The following is an 18,105-nucleotide window of genomic DNA, read 5'->3' on the forward strand; positions in this document are numbered from 1 at the left end:
GGGGTGGAGCAGCTCGGTAGCTCGTCGGGCTCATAACCCGAAGGTCGTCGGTTCAAATCCGGCCCCCGCAACCAACTCTTTCGTCAGCATGCGATTGTGTAAACAGTCGAAGGCAGACAAACGCCACCAAGCTACTGCTCGGCTTGAGGGTGACAATTCGGACGCGGGGTGGAGCAGCTCGGTAGCTCGTCGGGCTCATAACCCGAAGGTCGTCGGTTCAAATCCGGCCCCCGCAACCAACTTTCTGTACGTTCCATTCCTGCATTGCAATCATTGAACAATCCTTCTTGATGCTCGTCACCATCTGGTGATTGCTGCTATTTCTGACGCTTTTTAAAGACCAAAACTGGTCGTATCAACCATTTGTTGGGTATCATCAGGTATCTCTTCATGGATGAGGCACACGCCTGTGATCACTCCCTTCACCTATCTTCCTCCTGCTATTGAAAGCCGGGATGCCACGCTGGCCGAAGCCCTTGCCCAAGGGCTGCCGTTGCAACTGCTGCTGATCGCCGAAGAGCAGAAGGAGTCCTTGCTTTCGCTCCCCGCCCTTGCGGGTCTCCAGACCCAGCTTGCGCTGGGGAAAAAAGCGCCCTTTACCCTGATGCACGGCAATACCCTGTTGCAGGTGATGTTTGTGGCCGGCAGTGTGACGCGGGATCACCGCCTCTATAAACAGATCAGAGGCTGGATTGCTCCTCTTTCTGGGCTCAATGTGGAGCGGCTCGGGCTGCATCTGGAAGGTTTTTCCCCCTCAGAGCGAGTGATGCTGGCCGAAGTGATGTTGTCGGCCCTGCTTGCCGCCAATATTTCGTTGCCCACCAGCAAGCGCCGCAGCGAAATCAGCTGGAGCTATCAGCAGATCAAGGTTTCACCCGCGGTGGTGCTGGACTTGGCGCGCCTCTACAGCGAAGCGGGGGGCAACGGGCTGGCTCGCCATCTGGCGGTGTTGCCTGCCTCCGAGCTGACGGCCGCCAGCTATCGCGAGTTTGTCAGCAAGCTGGCGCAAGATGAGGGGTGGAAGTGCCATCACTATGATCAGGCGCAGCTGGCCGAGCTGGGGGCGGGGGCGTTTCTGGCCGTTGCTCGTGGCTCGGAAGACAATCAGGGGGCCATGGTCAAGCTCAGCTACTATCCACCCAAGCCGGTGCGCCGCATTGCGTTGGTGGGCAAGGGGATCTGCCACGACTCTGGCGGTTACAACCTCAAGGTCTCCGGCAGCATGTATGGCATGCATCTGGACATGGGGGGCAGCGCGGTGGCGCTGGGGGCCCTCTACGCCATCAGCCGAGCTCAGCTACCCTACGAGGTACACTGCTGGCTGGCCATTGCCGAGAACCATATCGGCCCTCACGCCTATCGTCCTAGCGAGGTGGTGACTGCCATCAATGGCACCTCCATCGAGGTGGTCGATACCGATGCCGAAGGGCGAATGGTATTGGCCGACACCCTGGCAATGGCGGTGCAGGATACTCCGGATCTGCTGCTCGATTACGCGACCCTGACCGGGGCCTGCAAACGGGCGCTGGGTAGCCGTTACAGCGGCGTCTTTACCAATCGCAGCGAATGGATGGCATCACTGGTCAATCTGGGTCAGCGCAGCGGCGAGCGGATCTGGCCCTTCCCGCTTGATGACGATTACGACGACAATATCGAGAGCGAGTGGGCCGATCTGTTGCAGTGTGCGCCGGGCAGTTCGCCGGATCACATCGATGCGGCCCGTTTCCTCGCCCACTTCGTGCCCGAGCAGACCCCCTGGCTGCACTTCGACCTGAGCGGTTTTCGCAACAAGGGGGGCAATGGGGTGGTCTCCAGCGAAGTGACCGGCTTTGGCGTGCGTCTCACGCTGGATCTGCTGGCCAGCCCGCTTGGCAGAGTTAGTCGCCAAGCTTCTGAACAATCTGAATGATAACAAGGAGTTCTGTGAAACAACCAAGCTATGACTGGGTGCTGTTCGATTTGGATGAAACCCTGCTCGATTTTCCGGTCGCCTCTGCGCTGACGCACACTCTGCAGATCTATGGCGTACAGGCTGATGACGCCAGCATGGCGCAGTACCACGCCCTCAACCACGGGCTCTGGCAGCAGTACAACGACGGCGAGATCGATGCAACGGCGTTGCAGCAGACCCGCTTCTCCCTCTTTGCCCAGCAGGTTGCCGCCGATCCCATGGCGATGAACAACACCTTTCTGGAGCAGATCATTGCCCTTAGCATGCCTCTCGAAGGGGTGGTCGAGACCCTGCAGCAGCTACGCAGCAAGGTGCGGATGGGGATCATCACCAATGGTTTCAGCGTGCCTCAGCGGGGGCGGCTCGGCAAACTGGGCTGGAGCGAGTGGTTCGAGCCGCTGGTGATCTCCGACGAGATCCGGGTGACCAAGCCGGCGCCAGCTATTTTCCAGCACACCCTCTCCCTGATGGGGCAGCCGGATCCGGCCCGGGTGCTGATGGTGGGGGATAATCCGAAAACCGATATTGCCGGGGCGGCGGCGCAGGGGCTGGCAACCTGCTGGTACAACCCGGCGCGGCAAGCGGGCGAGTGCGATGCCACACACGAAATCCACCACTTCGCCCACCTTGCCGACATTGTGCTGGGACGCTGATAGCCAGGCTTAACCATCACGTTATCGATGACCAAAACGTCCTGGAAAGTTGCAACCAGGGCTGTTTGAGACAGGATTGGGTGTGCTTGAGACAGTAAGGGGAGCTGATGCTCCCCTTACTTATGAGTGTTTTCCTGTGAATGCAGGGATCTGAACTGATAGCGATCGAGGATCTGCTGATAGTCGGGACTCTGTTTCAATTGATCGATAGCCTGATTGATCCGCTGCAGTTGCGCCTCAGTAGTGCTCTCTTTGCTAAGCATCAGGTGAACCGGCGTGACTTCGATACGCAGCAGGGTATGCAGCTGATCCTGCGCTTCATCCTTATCCTGCCACCCCTGCAGTCCGTGGGGATCCAGAATAAACCCCTGGATCCGTCCCCCTTGCAACATCTTCAGCAGCTGATCCAGCCGCAGGCGCATCTGCAAGCGAGGCTGCAGCTCGGGCCTTGCCATCAACTGGCGGAAGGTATTGCCGTAATCAAAGCCCTTGAGCACTCCGATATGGAAGTCGGGGGTGTTGATCAACTGCTCCAGGGTGGTGATCCCGCGCCAGCGTTCGGCATCTTGCCGACGGATAATGATGGCCGTCTCCTCTTCCCGATAGGGGTGGCTGAAGCGGGCATATTGCTGCCGCTCGGCGGTGATATTGGCTGACATGGTCAGCTGAACCGTGCCGAATTTCAGCTCGTGCAGCACGCGAGCCCAGGGCATTTCACTGAATTTGGCCTGATAACCGGCCCGCAGGAGGATGGCGTTGAGCAGCTCCACATCCAGTCCGCGGAGCTGTTGCTGTTCATTGCGATAACTGAAGGGCTGCCAGTCGACCCAGCCCACGACCAATGACTCTTGTGCCGTAGCCTGGCAACACAAACACCATAACAACAAGAGTCTGTACACAACGCATACCCTCGAACAGGCTGATACGGTTGAGTATTGGACAGGAACGACGGAGTAACCAGTGCTGAGGGTTGAGCGGATGCACAGATGTGCATCCCTCACAGTTCGTGGGCGTGGAATCCCTTGCGATAACGGGTTTCACAGCGCGGGCAGCGTTGCAGGGTCGGATCCTGTTCCAGCTGTTCGATGGAAAGCGGCTCTTCACAATCGGAGCAGAGGCCATAGAGGCCGAGATCCATCTGGCAGAGTGCCGCATCGATCCGCTTGAGGCGGGCCACGCTCTGCTCAACCTTCGGCAGATCCAGCCGGCTGGTCAGTTCCACCAGTTGATCCTGCTCGCAGTGACCGACCTGTTCGGCCCACTCGTCACGGCGGCAGGCTTTAAGCTGACCGATCAGCGTTTCTCTTACTTGGGCCCAGTCTGACAGCAGGCGATTACGCCAGACAGTCAACTGTGCTTGCGTCATTTCACACACATTATCCCCCACAGGACAGACGACAGATTCGGGGCAGTATAGGGATCCGATAACTCTATCAAGATGATATGCGTCAAGTTAAACGTGGTTAGCCGTGGCTTTTGGCTGCTTGCAACAGGGCATCGCGGATGGGAGCCGTCTCTTTGAGCACCCGGATCTCCTGAAACAGCAGGTCCGCTTCGGGATATTCCCGCTTGAGATAGCTGAACCACTGTTTGATGCGGCTGGGGTAGTAGTCGGCTTTTTCGCTGGCCAGATCCTGCTCGGTATAGCTCACCATCAACTGCAGCACCTCGGCCCAGCTCATGTGCGGGCAGCCGGTTTTCATCACGTTGGCCAGATTGGGCAGGGAGATGGCGCCGCGCCCGACCATCAGGGCATCGCAACCCGAGACCCTGGCGCAGGCGAGGGCATCTTTGTGATCCCAAATCTCGCCGTTGGCGGTGACGGGGATGGGCAGGGCGCGGCGAATGGCATCCACATACTCCCAGTGGGCGGGGGCCTTGTACCCTTCGCGCTTGGTGCGGGCATGAACGGCCAGCTCGTTGGCGCCCCCCTGGAAGACCGCCTGGGCGTTCTCCAGATAGAGATCCTTGTCGTCGTAACCGAGGCGAATTTTGGCGCTCACCGGCAGATGGGCAGGCACCGCCTCGCGCACCGCCTTGACGATGCGGTAGATGGTCTCGGGCTCTTTGAGCAGCACCGCACCGCCCTTGCTCTTGTTGACCGTAGGGGCGGGACAGCCGAAGTTGAGATCGACGCCGGGGGAGCCCAGCTCGATGGCGCGCAGGGCGTTCTCGGCCAGCCACTCGGGGTGTTGCCCCAGCAGTTGAACCCGCACCGGGGTGCCTGCGCGGGTTTTGCCATCTTGCAGCAGTTCAGGGCAGAGGCGGTAGAACACCTTGGCGGGCAGCAGCTGATCGACGACCCGGATAAACTCGCTCACGCAGAGATCGTAATCATTGACGGAGGTGAGTACCTCCCGCATCAGGTGATCCAGTACCCCCTGCATGGGGGCCAAAATAACGCGCATAACGGCTTTCCGACGAGAGTGGGAAGAAAAAAGAGCGCAGATTGTAGTGGGGTTGCGGCCCGCTGTCAGCACCCGCTCAAACTCTGTTAGGCTAGAGGGAGATAAATCACGCAAGGAGAAGGAATGAAGCGTTGGTGTCTGATGGCGCTCGGGTGGCTGGCATTTGCCACCGGTATTGTGGGCATTGTGCTGCCGCTATTGCCGACTACCCCCTTCATGTTGCTGGCTGCCGCCCTGTTTGCCCGCTCATCGCCCCGTTTTCATCGCTGGTTGCTGACCCATCCCTGGTTTGGCCCGCCCATCGTCGATTGGCAGCAGTATCGCGGTATTCGTCGTCAGGCCAGACGGCGCGCCATTACCTTCATTTTGCTCACCTTTTCGGTGTCGCTGGCGGTGGTGCCACTGCTGTGGGTCAAGGGGTTGCTGGTTGTCATAATGGTGATCCTGCTCACTTGGTTAATGCGCCTGCCGGTGCTGGAGCCAGTTGCAATGGCGAAGTGAAGTCCCTAAGCTATTGCAGCAATAATGCTATGGAGTCGGCCTGTCATTTTTGCGTGACAGGCTTTTTTATTTCCCGCAGAAGGGAATTGAGAAAAAATGGCCACCCCTGGGTCAAAAAAATAAGCGGTCAACACATGAATCCGGAAACCCTGAAATTTATCGAAGCAAGCATCAAGACCATTCCCGACTATCCGAAGCCGGGCATTCTGTTTCGTGACATCACCAGCCTGATCGAGAACGCCGAGGCCTTCAAGGCCACTATCGATCTGCTGGCCAATCATTATCGTGATCAAGGGATCACCAAGATTGTTGGCACCGAAGCTCGCGGCTTCATCTTTGGCGCGCCGGTTGCCTATGCCATGGGACTGGGCTTTGTGCCGGTCCGCAAGCCGGGCAAGCTGCCGCGCGAAGTGATCGAGGAGTCCTATGCCCTCGAGTACGGCACTGACACCCTGCAACTGCACACCGATGCCATCGTGCCTGGTGACAAGGTGCTGGTCGTGGACGATCTGCTGGCGACCGGTGGTACCGTCGATGCGACCGTCAAGCTGATCCGCCGTGCCGGTGGTGAAGTTGCCGATGCGGCCTTCATCATCTCCCTGCCGTCTCTGGGTGGCGATGCCCGCCTGACTGCCGCTGGCATCAAGGTGGTCTCACTGGTCGAGCTGGCCGGCGAGTAATGCCCCTTCGGCCCGATCCTCTGCATCGGGCCTGCATTGAACCGGTGCCCGTGCGGGCATCGGTTTGAAAATCAAGCGATCCCTTCCGCTCTCACCGATAGCCGATACAGCCAGCCCGCCATTTGTGTTAGCATCCGGCCTCAATGCCCTGTCTTCCCTGCATGATGGATTTATGAGCTATCAGGTTCTGGCGCGTAAATGGCGCCCCCATACGTTTGAACAAGTGGTAGGCCAGCAACATGTGCTGACCGCCTTGACCAACGCCCTGGATCAGGGACGCCTGCATCACGCCTATCTGCTGAGCGGTACCCGTGGGGTCGGCAAGACCACCATCGCCCGTATTCTGGCCAAGAGCCTCAACTGCGAGCAGGGGATCAGCAGCCACCCGTGCGGTGTCTGCGATACCTGCCGCGAGATCGATCAAGGCAACTTTGTCGACTTGCTGGAGATTGACGCGGCGTCCCGCACCAAGGTGGAAGATACCCGCGAGCTGCTCGACAACGTGCAGTACCGCCCGGCCCGCGGCCGCTTCAAGGTCTACCTCATCGATGAAGTGCACATGTTGTCGCGCCACAGCTTCAACGCGCTGTTGAAAACCCTGGAAGAGCCCCCCCCCTATGTGAAGTTTCTGCTGGCCACCACGGATCCACAGAAGCTGCCCATTACCATTCTCTCGCGCTGTCTGCAGTTTCATCTGAAGAGTCTGGATCAGACCCAGATCGCCAAGCAGCTCGAATGGGTGCTGGATCAGGAGGGGCAGCCCTTCGAACCACGCGCCCTGCTGGCCCTGGCCAAAGCCGCCGACGGCAGTATGCGAGATGCCCTGAGCCTGACCGATCAGGCGCTGGCCCACGGTAACGGCAGCGTGCGCCTCGAGAGCGTGCTGGCGATGCTGGGCACGCTCGATCACCGCCATCTGCACCAGCTGCTGGAAGCCATTTTGCGGCAAGATGCCCCCGCGACCATGGCCAAGATCACCGAGATCGCCACCCTGGGCCCCGATTTTGATCAGCTCCACGCCGAGCTGGAAGGTTTGCTCCATCGCATCGCCATGGCGCAGCTGCTGCCTGCCAGCGTGCAGGAACAGGGGGCGGATGCCGATTCCCTGCTGCAACTGGCCAAGGCGATGAGCCCGGAAGAGGTGCAGCTCTGCTACCAGATCGTGCTGGGTGGTCGGAAAGATCTGCCATGGGCTCCCGATGGCCGCACCGCGCTGGAGATGACCTGCCTGCGGATGCTCGCCTTCTCCCCAAGGCGTGATGCCCTGCATCCGGCCAGCCTCACTGCGCTGCCCCCGTCAATGACGAGCAGTGCGGCGAGCAGCGCTACTTCGGTTGCCTCTTTGCCGGGAAAGCGCCCGGCCGCTGAATCGGCCGCAGTGGCGCCGATCAGCGGCGCCGTGCCTGCACCGCTAGCCAGCCCTGTTGCTACCAGTGCCGTGCCCGCGGTTGATGTCTCCCTGCCTGCGATGGTGGATGACATCGGCAACCCCGCCGACAGCGAAGAGGAGGCGCAAGCCGCCGAGCTGTTCAGCCAGCAGGATGAGCTGCTGCGCGAAGCTGCGGGCATGGGGTATCAACCCGAGCCCGCGTTACCCCATGCGCAGCCCGATGTGTCTGCGCACTCGGCTGCACAGCCCGCAGATGCTGATGAGCGAGCGTCTGCCGCAGCCGATACCGACTATTCCCGTGGCGAGCCGCTGACCGCCCCCTTCGAGCCCGCGCTCGAAGCGACAGCAACGCCTGTTGCCGCTGCTGAACCGGTATCAGCGGTATCGAGCATGCAGAGCCTGCTTGGCAAGCGAAACATGCTGCGCAGTCGCCAGCGTGGTCAGGATGCCCCAGCGGCGCCCGCGCCGCGCGCGGTGCCGGTTGCGCCAGCTAAACCTGTAGCGCCCGCCGCTGCACCGGTCGTCACCCAACAGCCAGCTCCGGTCAGCCAATCGGCCGGGCAGGGGATGGCGACGATGGGTCACTATGATGATCTGCCGCCAGTGGAGCTCTATAACGACAGTTACGAGCCGCAGGGTGACAACGGGGAATACGAGGAGTACCTCAATCAGGGCTTTGCCGAGCAGACTCAGGTGATGAGCCACGCCCCTGTCACGGCACCGGCCCAGCCAACCGATCTGCCACCTTGGGATCTCGACGGGCAGCCGAGCTATCGACCTGGCGAGCGCAGCGCTGCGGCGCCTGCGGTGACGCCCGCCCCAGCGACCCAGCCACCCGTTGCAAGCACGGCAGTGGCTGCTGCCCTTGTGACGCAGGATGAACCCCCTCAGCCAGTGATGGAGACCATCGACTGGGATGAGCTCGAGAGCGACAGCGAGCCGCAAGAGGGAGAGGCGACTCGCCTTATCCCCTCCTCGCTGCTCAATGGTTGCGGCGACCCTTGGGCCGAGTTGATTGCCCATACTCAGGTGGGTGGTCGGCTGCGTCAGCTGGCCATCAACTCGGTGATGACGCGGGAAGGGGACAAGGTACTGCTAACCCTCAAGCCAGAGCAGCGCCATCTGGTGAGCGACAAGGCGCGCGCCGATCTGGCCGAGATCATCGGGCCAGCGCTGGGTCAACCGGTGCAGGTCGAGGTGACGCTCGGTGTGGTACCTGACAAGGAGACCCCCCTCGAGATCGAACATCGCCTTTATCTCGGGGTGCGGGAGCAGGTGACCCGGGATCTGGAGCAGGATCCCAACGTACAGTTTTTAGTTCAGCGGTTTGGTGCCGTGCTTCATCACGAGAGCATCGAGCCACTCAACCGCTAAATTCCGTGGCCGGGAGCTTGCTTCCGGTTGAAAAGCAGTTTGGCTGTCCCCATCTAGGACAGACAAGCCCACAGCCCGGCGCTGGATGCCGGATTTCAAGACGAGAGACGACATATGTTTGGTAAAGGTGGAATGGGGAACCTGATGAAACAGGCCCAACAGATGCAAGAGCGTATGCAGAAGGCGCAGGAGCAGCTGGCTCAGATGGAAGTGACCGGTGAAGCCGGTGCTGGCATGGTCAAGGTCACCATGACCGGTAGCCACAGCGTCCGTCGCATCGAGATCGACCCCTCCCTGATGGAAGATGACAAGGAGCTGCTGGAAGATCTGGTCGCCGCCGCTTGCAACGATGCCGTGCGCCGTGTGGAAGAGCAGAACAAGGCCAAGATGGGCGAACTGACCGGTGGCATGCAACTGCCGCCAGGCTTCAAGATGCCCTTCTAAGGCGACTCTCCCCGCGCATTCTTGCTCCCTTGTCGCTGGCCATTCGGGTCACGGCAAGGGGGACGGCCGAGAGACCCAAAGACGCAGCGTTATTGCTCAGGCGATACGCTGCGTTTTTTATGGGCGCCATGCTGGCGTGGACGGGCTCTAACTATCCCTTCTGCGGAGCGGTTGCCACAGCGAAGGCCGATTACGCCATGAAACGCAGCCGCTTTGCCAAGGCGGCGCTATTTGTCGATACCCGCTATCGGATATCTCGGTTTGGCGTGGCCGGGCGGGATCGGCATAATGGCGGCTTGCCGTATCGAGGAGATTGTATGAAATATATCGGAGCCCACGTCAGTGCGGCCGGCGGGGTGGAGAATACCATCACCCGCGCCCAGGCCATCGGGGCCAACGCGTTTGCCCTCTTTACCAAGAATCAACGTCAGTGGCAGGCGGCCCCCTTGTCGGATGCCACCATCCGTGCCTTCAAGGCGGCTTGTGACAAGGCCGGTTTTCTGCCGGAGCAGATCCTGCCCCACGACAGCTATCTCATCAATCTGGGCCATCCGGATCCCGATGGTCTGGCCAAATCCCGCGATGCGTTTCTCGACGAGATGAAGCGTTGCGAGCAACTGGGGCTCTGTTATCTGAACTTCCACCCCGGTAGCCATCTCAAGCAGATCCCTGAGGCGGCCAGCCTCAAGTTGGTGAGCGAGTCCATCAACTGGGCGCTGGAGCGCAGTGAAGGGGTGACGGCGGTGATCGAGAATACCGCCGGGCAGGGGACCAACCTCGGCTGGTCGTTCGAGCACCTCGCCACCATCATCGAGGGGGTGGAGGACAAGAGCCGGGTCGGGATCTGTTTCGATACTTGCCACGCCTTTGCCGCCGGTTACGATCTGCGCACCGCCGAGAGCTGTGCCGCCGTCTTTGCCGAGTTCGACCGGATCGTCGGTTTTCGCTACCTCAAGGGGATGCATATCAACGGCGCCAAGTGTACCTTCGGCAGCCGGGTCGATCGCCACCACAGCTTGCGGGAGGGCAATCTGGGGGAGGCGGTATTCCACCACATCATGAATGATGAGCGCTTCGATCGCATTCCGCTGATCCTCGAGACCATAGACGAGTCCATTTGGGGCGAGGAGATCAGCTGGTTGCGCAGTCTGGCGAAGTGATACTCAGAAGCGAATCAAAGAGAGGGAGCCGTGGCTCCCTCTCTGTTTTTTTCCCATAGGCATGCAGGTCTGCCAGCGGCGCTCCGAGCGGGCGTTACTCTGCACGGCTCACCTCGGCATCCTTCACCTGAGCCCGGCAGAAGTGGATAAAGTGGCGCAGGGAGGTGGAGTGGTACTTCTGCTTGTGCCAGATAAGGGAGAGCTGGCGCGGGAAGCGACGGGAGAGGGGCAGGGCGATCAGCCGCCCATCTGCCAGGCGATCCGAGGCTGCCAGCCGGGAGATAAAGGAGATACCAAGCCCCTTCTCCACCGCCAGCATCACCGCCTCCAGGGTGTTGAGTTCAAGCCCTGGTTGCCAGCGGGGCAGCTCGGGCTGGATCTGCTGGATAAACTGCTCGCGGCTGCCCGATTGTGCTTCACGCAATACCCAGGTCTCGCCCCCCAGTCGGGAGAGGGAGAGCTCCTTCTTGTTGGCAAGCGGGTGACCGGGTGGGGCCACCACCAGCATCTCGTCCTGCAGCCAGGGTTCAGCGAGCAGGTCGGGGTGGTGGTTCTCCCCTTCGATCAGCGCCATATCCAGCTCGAAGTTGGCCAGCGCATGACAGAGCAGGTGAGTGTTGTTGATGGTCACCTTGGGGGGGAGTCCCAGCTCCTGTTTGCTGTTGGCGAGCAGGGTGGGGAGCAGGTAGTTGCCGATGGTCTGGCTGGCACCAAGGCGAAGCTGGCCGCTCGGCTCGGCATCGGGGCTGAACAGGTTCTCGATATCCTGCATCCGGGTCAGCAGCTCTTCAGCAGCTGGTTGCAGCAGGCGCCCCTCGTTGTTGAGCTGCAATCTGGGGTGAATGCGGTCAAACAGCGGGGTAGAGAGCTGGCGCTCCAGCTCCTGCAGCGACTGGGAGACGGCCCCCTTGCTCAGGCAGAGCTCGTTGGCGGCAAGGCCAAGGTTTCCATAACGGGCAATGGTGGCGAACACTTTCAGCTGCTGCAGGGTCAGTTTCATCGTGTTTGGTTTTCCTGAATGATTGATTTAATTCATTTAGATATCGTAAACGATAAGAGACCATTATCCTATCGCCATCGTCATCAATAGAAAGGTGTCATCATGATCGCAAGAACCCGTAAATCACTGGCTGCCGCCCCAACCCCCATGGCGGGTCTGGCGCTGGGCATCGCCAGCCTTGGTTGGTGTTGGGAAAATGCCGGTCACTTCGATGGCCGGATGCAACTGCTGGGCGCTGCCATCGCGGCCGTGCTGCTGGTGATCCTGACCTTCAAGTTTCTGCTTCACCCCCGCCTGCTGTTGCAGGATCTCGCTCACCCCGTGGTGGGCAGTGTGGTACCGACCTATGCCATGGGCACCATGGTGGTCTCCAAAGCGCTGGGTATGATTGCGCCGCAAGCGGGCGAGGCCCTCTGGCTGTTTGCCGTGGCGGTTCACCTGCTGTTCCTGGCCACCTTTATCTGGCATCGCGCCAAAGAGTTTGAAATCCACCACATGGTGCCGAGCTGGTTCGTGCCACCGGTGGGGATCATCGTGGCTGACGTCGCCTTCCCGGGTGGTCAATTTGCCCCGCTGGCCAACGGTCTGCTCTGGTTCGGGATCATCTGCTATGGCCTGATGCTGCCGCTGATGCTCTATCGCCTGATCTTCAGCCATGAAGTGCCGGATGCCGCCAAACCGACCATCGCCATTCTGGCTGCCCCTGCCAGCCTCTCTCTGGCCGGTTACCTGACCGTCAGTCAGGAGCCGTCACTGCTGCTGGTGGCCGTGCTGTTGGGGATTGCCATCCTGATGACCGGCATCATCTATCTGGCCTTCATCAAACTGCTGCGTCTGCCCTTCTCGCCGGGTTATGCCGCCTTCACCTTCCCGCTGGTGATCGGTGCCACCGCCCTGTTCAAAGTGGCTCATCTGGTTGAAGGGTTTGCGCAAAGGAGTCACTACGTCGAGCAGATCAGACTGCTGGCCCACTTCGAGCTGGGGGTGGCTACCGTCATCGTCGGGTATGTGGCACTGCGTTACCTGATGTTTTTTCTGCCGCAGCGTAATACCGAAATGAATAACGGCATGGCCCGCCAGGGTGCTCACCGTTAAATCTTGAAGAAGATGTGACATCGGGAAATGGATAAGCAGTGCGCTCCGAGAGCGACGGGATAAACGACCAGTCATACGATGGATGGACAAAGAGCCTCCACCCTGGTTGTGTAACGAGCAAAATGCCCCGCAGTGCGGGGCATTTTTTTATGGTTTTTTGATGTGGCGCCCGTGGCGGGCTATTTGCCATGGATTTAACTGGTATTACCTGTCAGGACGACTACAATGCAGCACCACTTTTTCGCTCGACCCCAATACATGTCGTCCCAAGATCCCGTATTTGACTCCTCTTTTGAAGCCCGTTTTCTGCATCCCCGCTACTGGTTCAGCTGGCTGGCGCTCGGCGTGCTGATGTTGCTGGCCTTTGTGCCGGTGCGATTGCGCGACCGTTTGGCCGAAGCCTTGGCACCGCTGGTGTTTCGTATCTCGAAAAAACAGATATATATCGCCAGAACCAATCTGGAGATATGTTTCCCGGACAAGAGCCCGGAAGAGCGGGATGCCATTGCACTGACCTCGATCCGGGTCGGCCTCAAGAGTCTGTTGGGATTTGGCGAGTTCACCATGCGCAGCCAGCGTTATCTGATGAGCCGGATGCAGGTGATCGGTTGGGAGCATATCGAGGCGGAGCGGGCGGCCGGCCGTCCGGTGATCCTGGTGGTGCCCCATACCTGGCCGGTGGATGCCGCCGGTTACTGCTTCACCCAGCGCGGGGTGCCGATGTGCACCATGATGAAACGGGCGCGCAATCCGGTGTTTGACTGGCACCTCAACCGTGCACGAGCCAAGAACGGTTGCCGCGTCTATGAGCGCAGCGCCGGGATCAAGGCGGTGATCAGGACCATCAAGAGCGGTCGCAGCTTCTTCTATCTGCCGGATCAGGATCATGGCCGCGAGAAGAGCATCTTCGCCCCCTTCTTTGGCTATCCCAAAGCGACCCTGCCTGCCTTGCCCCGTCTGGTGCAGGTCAGTGGCGCCAAGGCGGTGCCGCTGCTCGCCTGCTATGACGAAGCGAACCACTGCTACCGACTGGAGATTGAGGCACCGTTCGACAACTATCCAACCGAGGATGTGATGGCCGATACCTGTCGGATGAACGACATGGTGCAACAGCAGCTGATGTGCCATCCGGGTCAATACATGTGGTTCCTCAAGATCTTCGATACCCGTGAAGATCAGGAGGGGCTGGATGGCCTCTACGAAGAGGGGATACGCCGGATCCGCAAGGGATTGTCGCCCCACGGCTGACCCAGAATTTGGATTGATTGAAATGGCCCCAGGTGGGCCATTTTTTATGATAACTAGTCTGATCAGTGCCTTGCAGGCTGATGGCCAGCCTCCCCAGGGTAGAAAAAAATGTCAGGATAACTACAATAACCGTTTGTTTTTGATGACTTGATGGCCGCCATGTCTGCGTTAGATCCGGTATTTGATACCTCATTTCATAGCCGCCTGCTGCATCCCAAATGGTGGGGCAGCTGGTGTGCGCTGGGCCTGCTTTCCCTGCTGGCATTTACCCCCGCGAGACTGAGGGATCGCTTTGCCGATCTGGTCTCTCCAACCCTGCTGCGTTTTTCGAAAAAGCAGGCCTATATCGCCGATACCAACCTCAAGATCTGCTTTCCCGAGCTGGATGCCGCCGCACGGCAGGCGCTGCTGCTCAAATCGATCCGGGTCGGGCTCAAGACCTTTATGGGCTTTGGCGAGCTCAGCTGGCGCAGCAAGGCACGGCTGACCCGCCGCATCAAGGTCACCGGCTGGGAGCATGTGCAAGCGGAGCAGGCTGCGGGCCGCCCGGTGATCCTGGTGGTGCCTCATACCTGGGCGGTCGACATGATTGGCCGCTACTTCTCCATGATGGGCATCGAGATGTGCACCATGATGAAGAGCCCGAAAGATCAGGTGTTCGACTGGTACATCAACCGCGAGCGGGCCAAAGGGGGCAAGGTCTATGAGCGCAGCGCCGGGATCAAACCGGCGATCAAGTCGATCCGCGCCGGTGCCAGTTTTTTTTACCTGCCAGATCAGGACCACGGCCGCGAGGCGAGCGTGTTTGTTCCCTTTTTTGGTCGCCCCAAGGCAACCCTGCCCGCGCTGCCCAAGCTGGTGAAGCTGACTGGTGCCAGAGCCGTGCCCATCTTCGCTAGCTATGACGAGGATGAGGGACGCTATCTGCTGGAGATTGAGCCGCCGTTTGACCCTTATCCCACCGCCGATCTGCTGGCAGACGTCAATGCCATGAACCGGGTGGTGGAGATGCAGGTGGCGCGCCATCCCGAGCAGTACATGTGGTTTCTCAAGATCTTCGAAACCCTGGAGCACCAGGAGGGGGATGACGGCCTCTATGAAGCGGGGATCCAGCGCATTCGTCAGGGCTTGCCGCCTGAACCTTGAAAGTTGGCCCGCTTGCGGGCCATTTTTGTTGGCACAGGCGCCTTTCGTATTTGGTCTGCTGATGGTGGTTTTTAAGGCGAACGGGTGGACAAAAACAGCGCAAACAGGGGATAACAGGGTGTCTTATGAAAGGGAGAGGCAGGTGAGCGTGCGCGGAGCTATCTTCGAGAGCGGAAATAGGGTAAAAGGGCGGCCATGAAAATTCCAAATCGAATCCAACCTCTGGTTGATGACGGCCTAGTCGATGAGGTCGTCAGCCGGTTGATGAGCGGCAAAGAGGCCGACGTCTATGTGGTGCGCTGCGGCGACGAGATCCGCTGCGCCAAAGTTTATAAAGAGGCGTCCAAGCGCAGCTTCAAGCAGGCCGTGGTCTATCAGGAGGGGCGCAAGGTGCGTAACAGCCGCAGCGCCCGCGCCATGGAGAAGGGCTCCAAGTACGGCCGCAAACAGCATGAAGAGGTGTGGCAGAACACCGAGGTCGACGCCCTGTTCAAGCTGGCGGCGGCCGGTGTGCGGGTGCCGCAGCCCTATGTCTGCCTCGATGGTGTCCTCTTGATGGAACTTATCACCGATGAGGATGGCAATGTCGCGCCGCGCCTCAACGATGTGGCACTCACCCCTGAGCAAGCGGTCATCGATCACCACAAGGTGATCCGATATGTGGTGCGCATGCTCTGCGCCGGTCTTATCCACGGCGATCTCTCCGAGTTCAATGTGCTGGTGGATGAACAGGGCCCTGTCATCATCGACCTGCCCCAGGTGGTGGATGCCGCCGCCAACAACCAGGCCAAGGCGATGCTGGAGCGGGACGTCAACAACATGCGCAACTACTACGGTATGTATGCCCCCGAGCTGCTCAAGACCCGTTATGCCCAGGAGATGTGGGCGCTGTTTGAAGATGGCAAACTCACCCCCGATAGCGAGCTGACCGGTCACTTTGAAGAGAGCCGCGCCGCCATCGATCTCGATTCGGTGCTGCAGGAGATCGAGAGCGCCGAGGAGGAGGCCTATGCCCGTCAGGCCCGGATGAAGGCGGAGCAGGAAGACAGCTACTAACGGTCTTGCCACGTTCGCAAAAAGAGCGCCTTCGGGGCGCTCTTTTTATTACTGCCACGGCTATGGTCGGCTGGGGCAGTGGGCTAGCTGATACATCTCCAGCCAGTTGCGATCCCCCGGATGGAAGCGCCGCCCCAGCAACACACCACCGGCGGCTGTAATCACCTTGCGGGAAGCCAGATTGTCTTGGTCACAGCAGATCAGCACCGGCGCTGCCAGTACCTGTTGTTGCACCCAGCGCAGCAGCACGGTCGCGGCCCCTTCGCCACGGCGAGAGGGGCGGGTTTCGTAACCGATATGACCCAGCCACTGGCGGGTTGCCTCATTGTCACCGTGACGCAGTCGCAGGGTGGCGATGATCTCCTCGCCATCGAGGGCAAAATAGGTGGTGGTCGGCAGGTATCCACTGGGCAAGTTGCACCCTTTGGCGTGATCCAGCAGGCTCTGTAGCCAGCCGTCCGGGTCAAATTGCGCCACCTGATAGAGCGGCTGTCTGTCCTCGGCGCATTCGGTGACATAGCGCCGGTAAGCCGGGGCATCTGCCAGCCTGGCCGGTCGGCACTGCAGAGCGAGCACTGCGCTCATGACAGGAGCGCGCAGGGCTGCAGCGGTTGCGGTTCGCTGTGGTGGGGTTCCAGCACGCAGGCCCGTTGCCTTCCAGCCTGTTTGGCGGCGTAAAGAGCCTGATCCGCTCGCAGGTAGGCCGCTTCAAATCCCTCGTCAGGGTGCAGCGAGGTGAGGCCGATGCTGAGGCTGATGGGGCCACCAGCCAGCGCCCGGGTCGCCTCGGCGATCTGCTGTTGCAGGCTGTGACAGTAGTCGGGCAGGGTCTGCGGGTCCGCCATCAGCAGCAGGGCCAGCTCATCGCCGCCAAGCCGACCGGCCATTCCCTCGGCAGGCAGGGTATTGGCGATCACCCGACCCACGGCCCGCAGCATGGCATCACCGGCGGGGTGACCGTGGCGGTCGTTGATCTGTTTGAAGTTGTCCAGATCGATCAGCAGCAGCTGGGCGGGGCTTGTCACCTCGCGGGCGCGCAGGGTCACCTGGCGTTCGAAATAGTGGCGGCTGAAGAGGCCGGTCAGCTCATCCTGATTGGCGCGCCGCTCCAGCTTGCGCTGGGTGGTCAGCAGGGCTTGCTGCTGGCGGGTGTGGACCAGGCTCAGCAGCAGATAACTGCGGGCGATGGTAAAGAGCAGGCTGAGCAGGATCACAGGCCCGAGCAGCGGGTCGGTGAAGGAGTTGGCCGCCAGCTCCGGTTGCCAGAGGTGTTTGGCGATCCGCAGCAGTTGCAACAGCAGTTGCAGGCCGAGCAGCAGAATGGCAAAGCGCAGCACCCGATAGACGGGGGCCAGCCGCTGGTAGCGCCAGAGCTGCCAGATAAGCAGCGCAATCTGCAGCGAGAGCACGCCGGAGAGCACGATGATCCGGCTGTGCACATCAAAGAGGGGTTGCTGCAGGGCGGTCAGGGCAAACAAAACGAAACCGCCGAGGGTAACGGCGGGCAGCAGCCAGCCCAGTTGGTCGGCTTCACGGCGAAAGAAGTGGCGCATACCCCGTTCATAGAGCAGGGTGGTCGACATCAACAGCAGGTTGGTGCAGAGAATATTGGCAAGGGATGCATTTCCCTCAAGGGGGCGCAGCAGCAGGCAGCAAAAAGCCCCCGCGATAACCAGTTCCCCCGCTGACCAGTAGATCAATGCCCTGATCTGGCGATGGGTGTGCCACATGGCGGCGAAAATGGTGGCGACCCCCACATGTGACAGCGTGACGAACAGCACCAGACTCAACAACTGGGCCGAGGAAAACAGACTTGGCATCAAGGGGCTCTCTGGGAAGTCACCTGTGAACGAACAGGCGATGGGGTATCGCCCGCTGGCAGTGGCCGATCACAACATGAATCCAACCTATTATCAATGGGTTAAATGGCCGAATGTGCTCACCTCCGACTTCTTGCACGATGGCAACTGCTGACTCGATTTATCAGAGCGCAAGAGGG

At 60.1% G+C, this 18,105-nt stretch carries 17 protein-coding genes and 2 tRNA genes; 13 read left to right on the plus strand and 6 right to left on the minus strand.

Annotated elements, in window-relative coordinates:
- The 4 genes from OKC42_RS10395 (at nucleotide 1) to yjjG (ending at nucleotide 2,604) form a co-directional block, all read left to right on the plus strand.
- Nucleotides 1-74: transfer RNA gene (locus OKC42_RS10395), tRNA-Met, on the plus strand.
- 88 nt (nucleotides 75-162) lie between these two features.
- Nucleotides 163-239, plus strand: a tRNA-Met gene (locus tag OKC42_RS10400).
- A gap of 170 nt (nucleotides 240-409) precedes the next feature.
- Nucleotides 410-1,909 carry a M17 family metallopeptidase gene (locus OKC42_RS10405; protein WP_199428273.1) on the plus strand — a complete coding sequence of 500 codons (1,500 nt, stop codon included), beginning with the start codon at nucleotides 410-412 and terminating at the stop codon, nucleotides 1,907-1,909.
- Nucleotides 1,910-1,923: 14 nt separating this feature from the next.
- The gene (gene yjjG, locus OKC42_RS10410; RefSeq protein ID WP_005333455.1) at nucleotides 1,924-2,604 is read left to right on the plus strand and encodes a pyrimidine 5'-nucleotidase; all 681 of its coding nucleotides are present in this window, start codon (nucleotides 1,924-1,926) and stop codon (nucleotides 2,602-2,604) included.
- Nucleotides 2,605-2,720: 116 nt separating this feature from the next.
- Here the strand turns inward: yjjG and OKC42_RS10415 are convergent, their stop codons facing one another.
- The 3 genes from OKC42_RS10415 to dusC all read right to left on the minus strand — a co-directional run bounded on the left by OKC42_RS10415 (nucleotide 2,721) and on the right by dusC (nucleotide 5,012).
- A complete protein-coding gene (locus tag OKC42_RS10415; protein WP_199415467.1) occupies nucleotides 2,721-3,440 on the minus strand; it encodes a substrate-binding periplasmic protein in 720 nt (239 codons plus the stop codon).
- 161 nt (nucleotides 3,441-3,601) lie between these two features.
- Nucleotides 3,602-3,970, minus strand: coding sequence for a TraR/DksA family transcriptional regulator (locus OKC42_RS10420; protein WP_005333451.1), 369 nt, complete (start codon nucleotides 3,968-3,970; stop codon nucleotides 3,602-3,604).
- A 97-nt stretch (nucleotides 3,971-4,067) separates the two neighbouring features.
- Complete coding sequence (dusC, locus tag OKC42_RS10425) at nucleotides 4,068-5,012, minus strand: tRNA dihydrouridine(16) synthase DusC (RefSeq protein WP_139408356.1); 945 nt, start codon at nucleotides 5,010-5,012, stop codon at nucleotides 4,068-4,070.
- Between the two features lie 123 nt (nucleotides 5,013-5,135).
- Here dusC and OKC42_RS10430 point away from each other — a divergent pair, with 123 nt between their 5' ends.
- The 5 genes from OKC42_RS10430 (at nucleotide 5,136) to nfo (ending at nucleotide 10,561) form a co-directional block, all read left to right on the plus strand.
- On the plus strand, nucleotides 5,136-5,513 hold the full coding sequence (locus OKC42_RS10430) for a YbaN family protein (RefSeq protein ID WP_199428251.1): 378 nt from the start codon (nucleotides 5,136-5,138) through the stop codon (nucleotides 5,511-5,513).
- Between the two features lie 134 nt (nucleotides 5,514-5,647).
- Complete coding sequence (apt, locus tag OKC42_RS10435) at nucleotides 5,648-6,193, plus strand: adenine phosphoribosyltransferase (RefSeq protein WP_005352403.1); 546 nt, start codon at nucleotides 5,648-5,650, stop codon at nucleotides 6,191-6,193.
- Between the two features lie 172 nt (nucleotides 6,194-6,365).
- On the plus strand, nucleotides 6,366-8,957 hold the full coding sequence (dnaX, locus tag OKC42_RS10440; RefSeq protein ID WP_199428252.1) for a DNA polymerase III subunit gamma/tau: 2,592 nt from the start codon (nucleotides 6,366-6,368) through the stop codon (nucleotides 8,955-8,957).
- A 114-nt stretch (nucleotides 8,958-9,071) separates the two neighbouring features.
- The gene (locus tag OKC42_RS10445) at nucleotides 9,072-9,401 is read left to right on the plus strand and encodes a YbaB/EbfC family nucleoid-associated protein (RefSeq protein WP_005333445.1); all 330 of its coding nucleotides are present in this window, start codon (nucleotides 9,072-9,074) and stop codon (nucleotides 9,399-9,401) included.
- 317 nt (nucleotides 9,402-9,718) lie between these two features.
- Nucleotides 9,719-10,561 (plus strand): deoxyribonuclease IV, encoded by an 843-nt coding sequence (gene nfo, locus OKC42_RS10450; RefSeq protein ID WP_199428253.1) that lies wholly within the window; start codon nucleotides 9,719-9,721, stop codon nucleotides 10,559-10,561.
- A gap of 94 nt (nucleotides 10,562-10,655) precedes the next feature.
- Here nfo and OKC42_RS10455 read toward each other — a convergent pair whose 3' ends face one another.
- The gene (locus OKC42_RS10455) at nucleotides 10,656-11,561 is read right to left on the minus strand and encodes a LysR substrate-binding domain-containing protein (RefSeq protein WP_069555788.1); all 906 of its coding nucleotides are present in this window, start codon (nucleotides 11,559-11,561) and stop codon (nucleotides 10,656-10,658) included.
- A 102-nt stretch (nucleotides 11,562-11,663) separates the two neighbouring features.
- Between OKC42_RS10455 and OKC42_RS10460 the strand changes: the two genes are divergently transcribed.
- The 4 genes from OKC42_RS10460 (at nucleotide 11,664) to OKC42_RS10475 (ending at nucleotide 16,106) form a co-directional block, all read left to right on the plus strand.
- Nucleotides 11,664-12,656 (plus strand): TDT family transporter, encoded by a 993-nt coding sequence (locus OKC42_RS10460; protein WP_199428254.1) that lies wholly within the window; start codon nucleotides 11,664-11,666, stop codon nucleotides 12,654-12,656.
- 258 nt (nucleotides 12,657-12,914) lie between these two features.
- Nucleotides 12,915-13,904 carry a lauroyl-Kdo(2)-lipid IV(A) myristoyltransferase gene (lpxM, locus tag OKC42_RS10465; protein ID WP_199428255.1) on the plus strand — a complete coding sequence of 330 codons (990 nt, stop codon included), beginning with the start codon at nucleotides 12,915-12,917 and terminating at the stop codon, nucleotides 13,902-13,904.
- Nucleotides 13,905-14,054: 150 nt separating this feature from the next.
- On the plus strand, nucleotides 14,055-15,050 hold the full coding sequence (locus tag OKC42_RS10470) for an LpxL/LpxP family acyltransferase (protein WP_069555789.1): 996 nt from the start codon (nucleotides 14,055-14,057) through the stop codon (nucleotides 15,048-15,050).
- A 195-nt stretch (nucleotides 15,051-15,245) separates the two neighbouring features.
- Nucleotides 15,246-16,106: a PA4780 family RIO1-like protein kinase gene (locus OKC42_RS10475; protein WP_019445814.1), complete on the plus strand. Its 861-nt coding sequence runs from the start codon at nucleotides 15,246-15,248 to the stop codon at nucleotides 16,104-16,106.
- A gap of 60 nt (nucleotides 16,107-16,166) precedes the next feature.
- Here OKC42_RS10475 and OKC42_RS10480 read toward each other — a convergent pair whose 3' ends face one another.
- Nucleotides 16,167-16,691 carry a GNAT family N-acetyltransferase gene (locus OKC42_RS10480; protein ID WP_199428256.1) on the minus strand — a complete coding sequence of 175 codons (525 nt, stop codon included), beginning with the start codon at nucleotides 16,689-16,691 and terminating at the stop codon, nucleotides 16,167-16,169.
- The gene (locus tag OKC42_RS10485; protein WP_064338066.1) at nucleotides 16,688-17,926 is read right to left on the minus strand and encodes a GGDEF domain-containing protein; all 1,239 of its coding nucleotides are present in this window, start codon (nucleotides 17,924-17,926) and stop codon (nucleotides 16,688-16,690) included. Before OKC42_RS10485 ends, OKC42_RS10480 begins: the two co-directional genes overlap by 4 nt.
- Nucleotides 17,927-18,105: the final 179 nt, after the last annotated feature.

Source organism: Aeromonas sp. Y311-2 (assembly GCF_027706025.1).
Classification (GTDB): Bacteria; Pseudomonadota; Gammaproteobacteria; order Enterobacterales; family Aeromonadaceae; genus Aeromonas; species Aeromonas veronii.

Excerpts from the sequence above, each read along its gene's own strand:
- OKC42_RS10420 (WP_005333451.1), bottom strand. The coding sequence starts at position 3,970 with ATGACGCAAGCACAGTTGACTGTCTGGCGTAATCGCCTGCTGTCAGAC.
- dusC (WP_139408356.1), bottom strand. The coding sequence starts at position 5,012 with ATGCGCGTTATTTTGGCCCCCATGCAGGGGGTACTGGATCACCTGATG.
- OKC42_RS10430 (WP_199428251.1), top strand. The coding sequence starts at position 5,136 with ATGAAGCGTTGGTGTCTGATGGCGCTCGGGTGGCTGGCATTTGCCACC.
- apt (WP_005352403.1), top strand. The coding sequence starts at position 5,648 with ATGAATCCGGAAACCCTGAAATTTATCGAAGCAAGCATCAAGACCATT.
- dnaX (WP_199428252.1), top strand. The coding sequence starts at position 6,366 with ATGAGCTATCAGGTTCTGGCGCGTAAATGGCGCCCCCATACGTTTGAA.
- OKC42_RS10445 (WP_005333445.1), top strand. The coding sequence starts at position 9,072 with ATGTTTGGTAAAGGTGGAATGGGGAACCTGATGAAACAGGCCCAACAG.
- nfo (WP_199428253.1), top strand. The coding sequence starts at position 9,719 with ATGAAATATATCGGAGCCCACGTCAGTGCGGCCGGCGGGGTGGAGAAT.
- OKC42_RS10455 (WP_069555788.1), bottom strand. The coding sequence starts at position 11,561 with ATGAAACTGACCCTGCAGCAGCTGAAAGTGTTCGCCACCATTGCCCGT.
- OKC42_RS10460 (WP_199428254.1), top strand. The coding sequence starts at position 11,664 with ATGATCGCAAGAACCCGTAAATCACTGGCTGCCGCCCCAACCCCCATG.
- lpxM (WP_199428255.1), top strand. The coding sequence starts at position 12,915 with ATGTCGTCCCAAGATCCCGTATTTGACTCCTCTTTTGAAGCCCGTTTT.
- OKC42_RS10470 (WP_069555789.1), top strand. The coding sequence starts at position 14,055 with ATGGCCGCCATGTCTGCGTTAGATCCGGTATTTGATACCTCATTTCAT.
- OKC42_RS10475 (WP_019445814.1), top strand. The coding sequence starts at position 15,246 with ATGAAAATTCCAAATCGAATCCAACCTCTGGTTGATGACGGCCTAGTC.
- OKC42_RS10480 (WP_199428256.1), bottom strand. The coding sequence starts at position 16,691 with ATGAGCGCAGTGCTCGCTCTGCAGTGCCGACCGGCCAGGCTGGCAGAT.
- OKC42_RS10485 (WP_064338066.1), bottom strand. The coding sequence starts at position 17,926 with ATGCCAAGTCTGTTTTCCTCGGCCCAGTTGTTGAGTCTGGTGCTGTTC.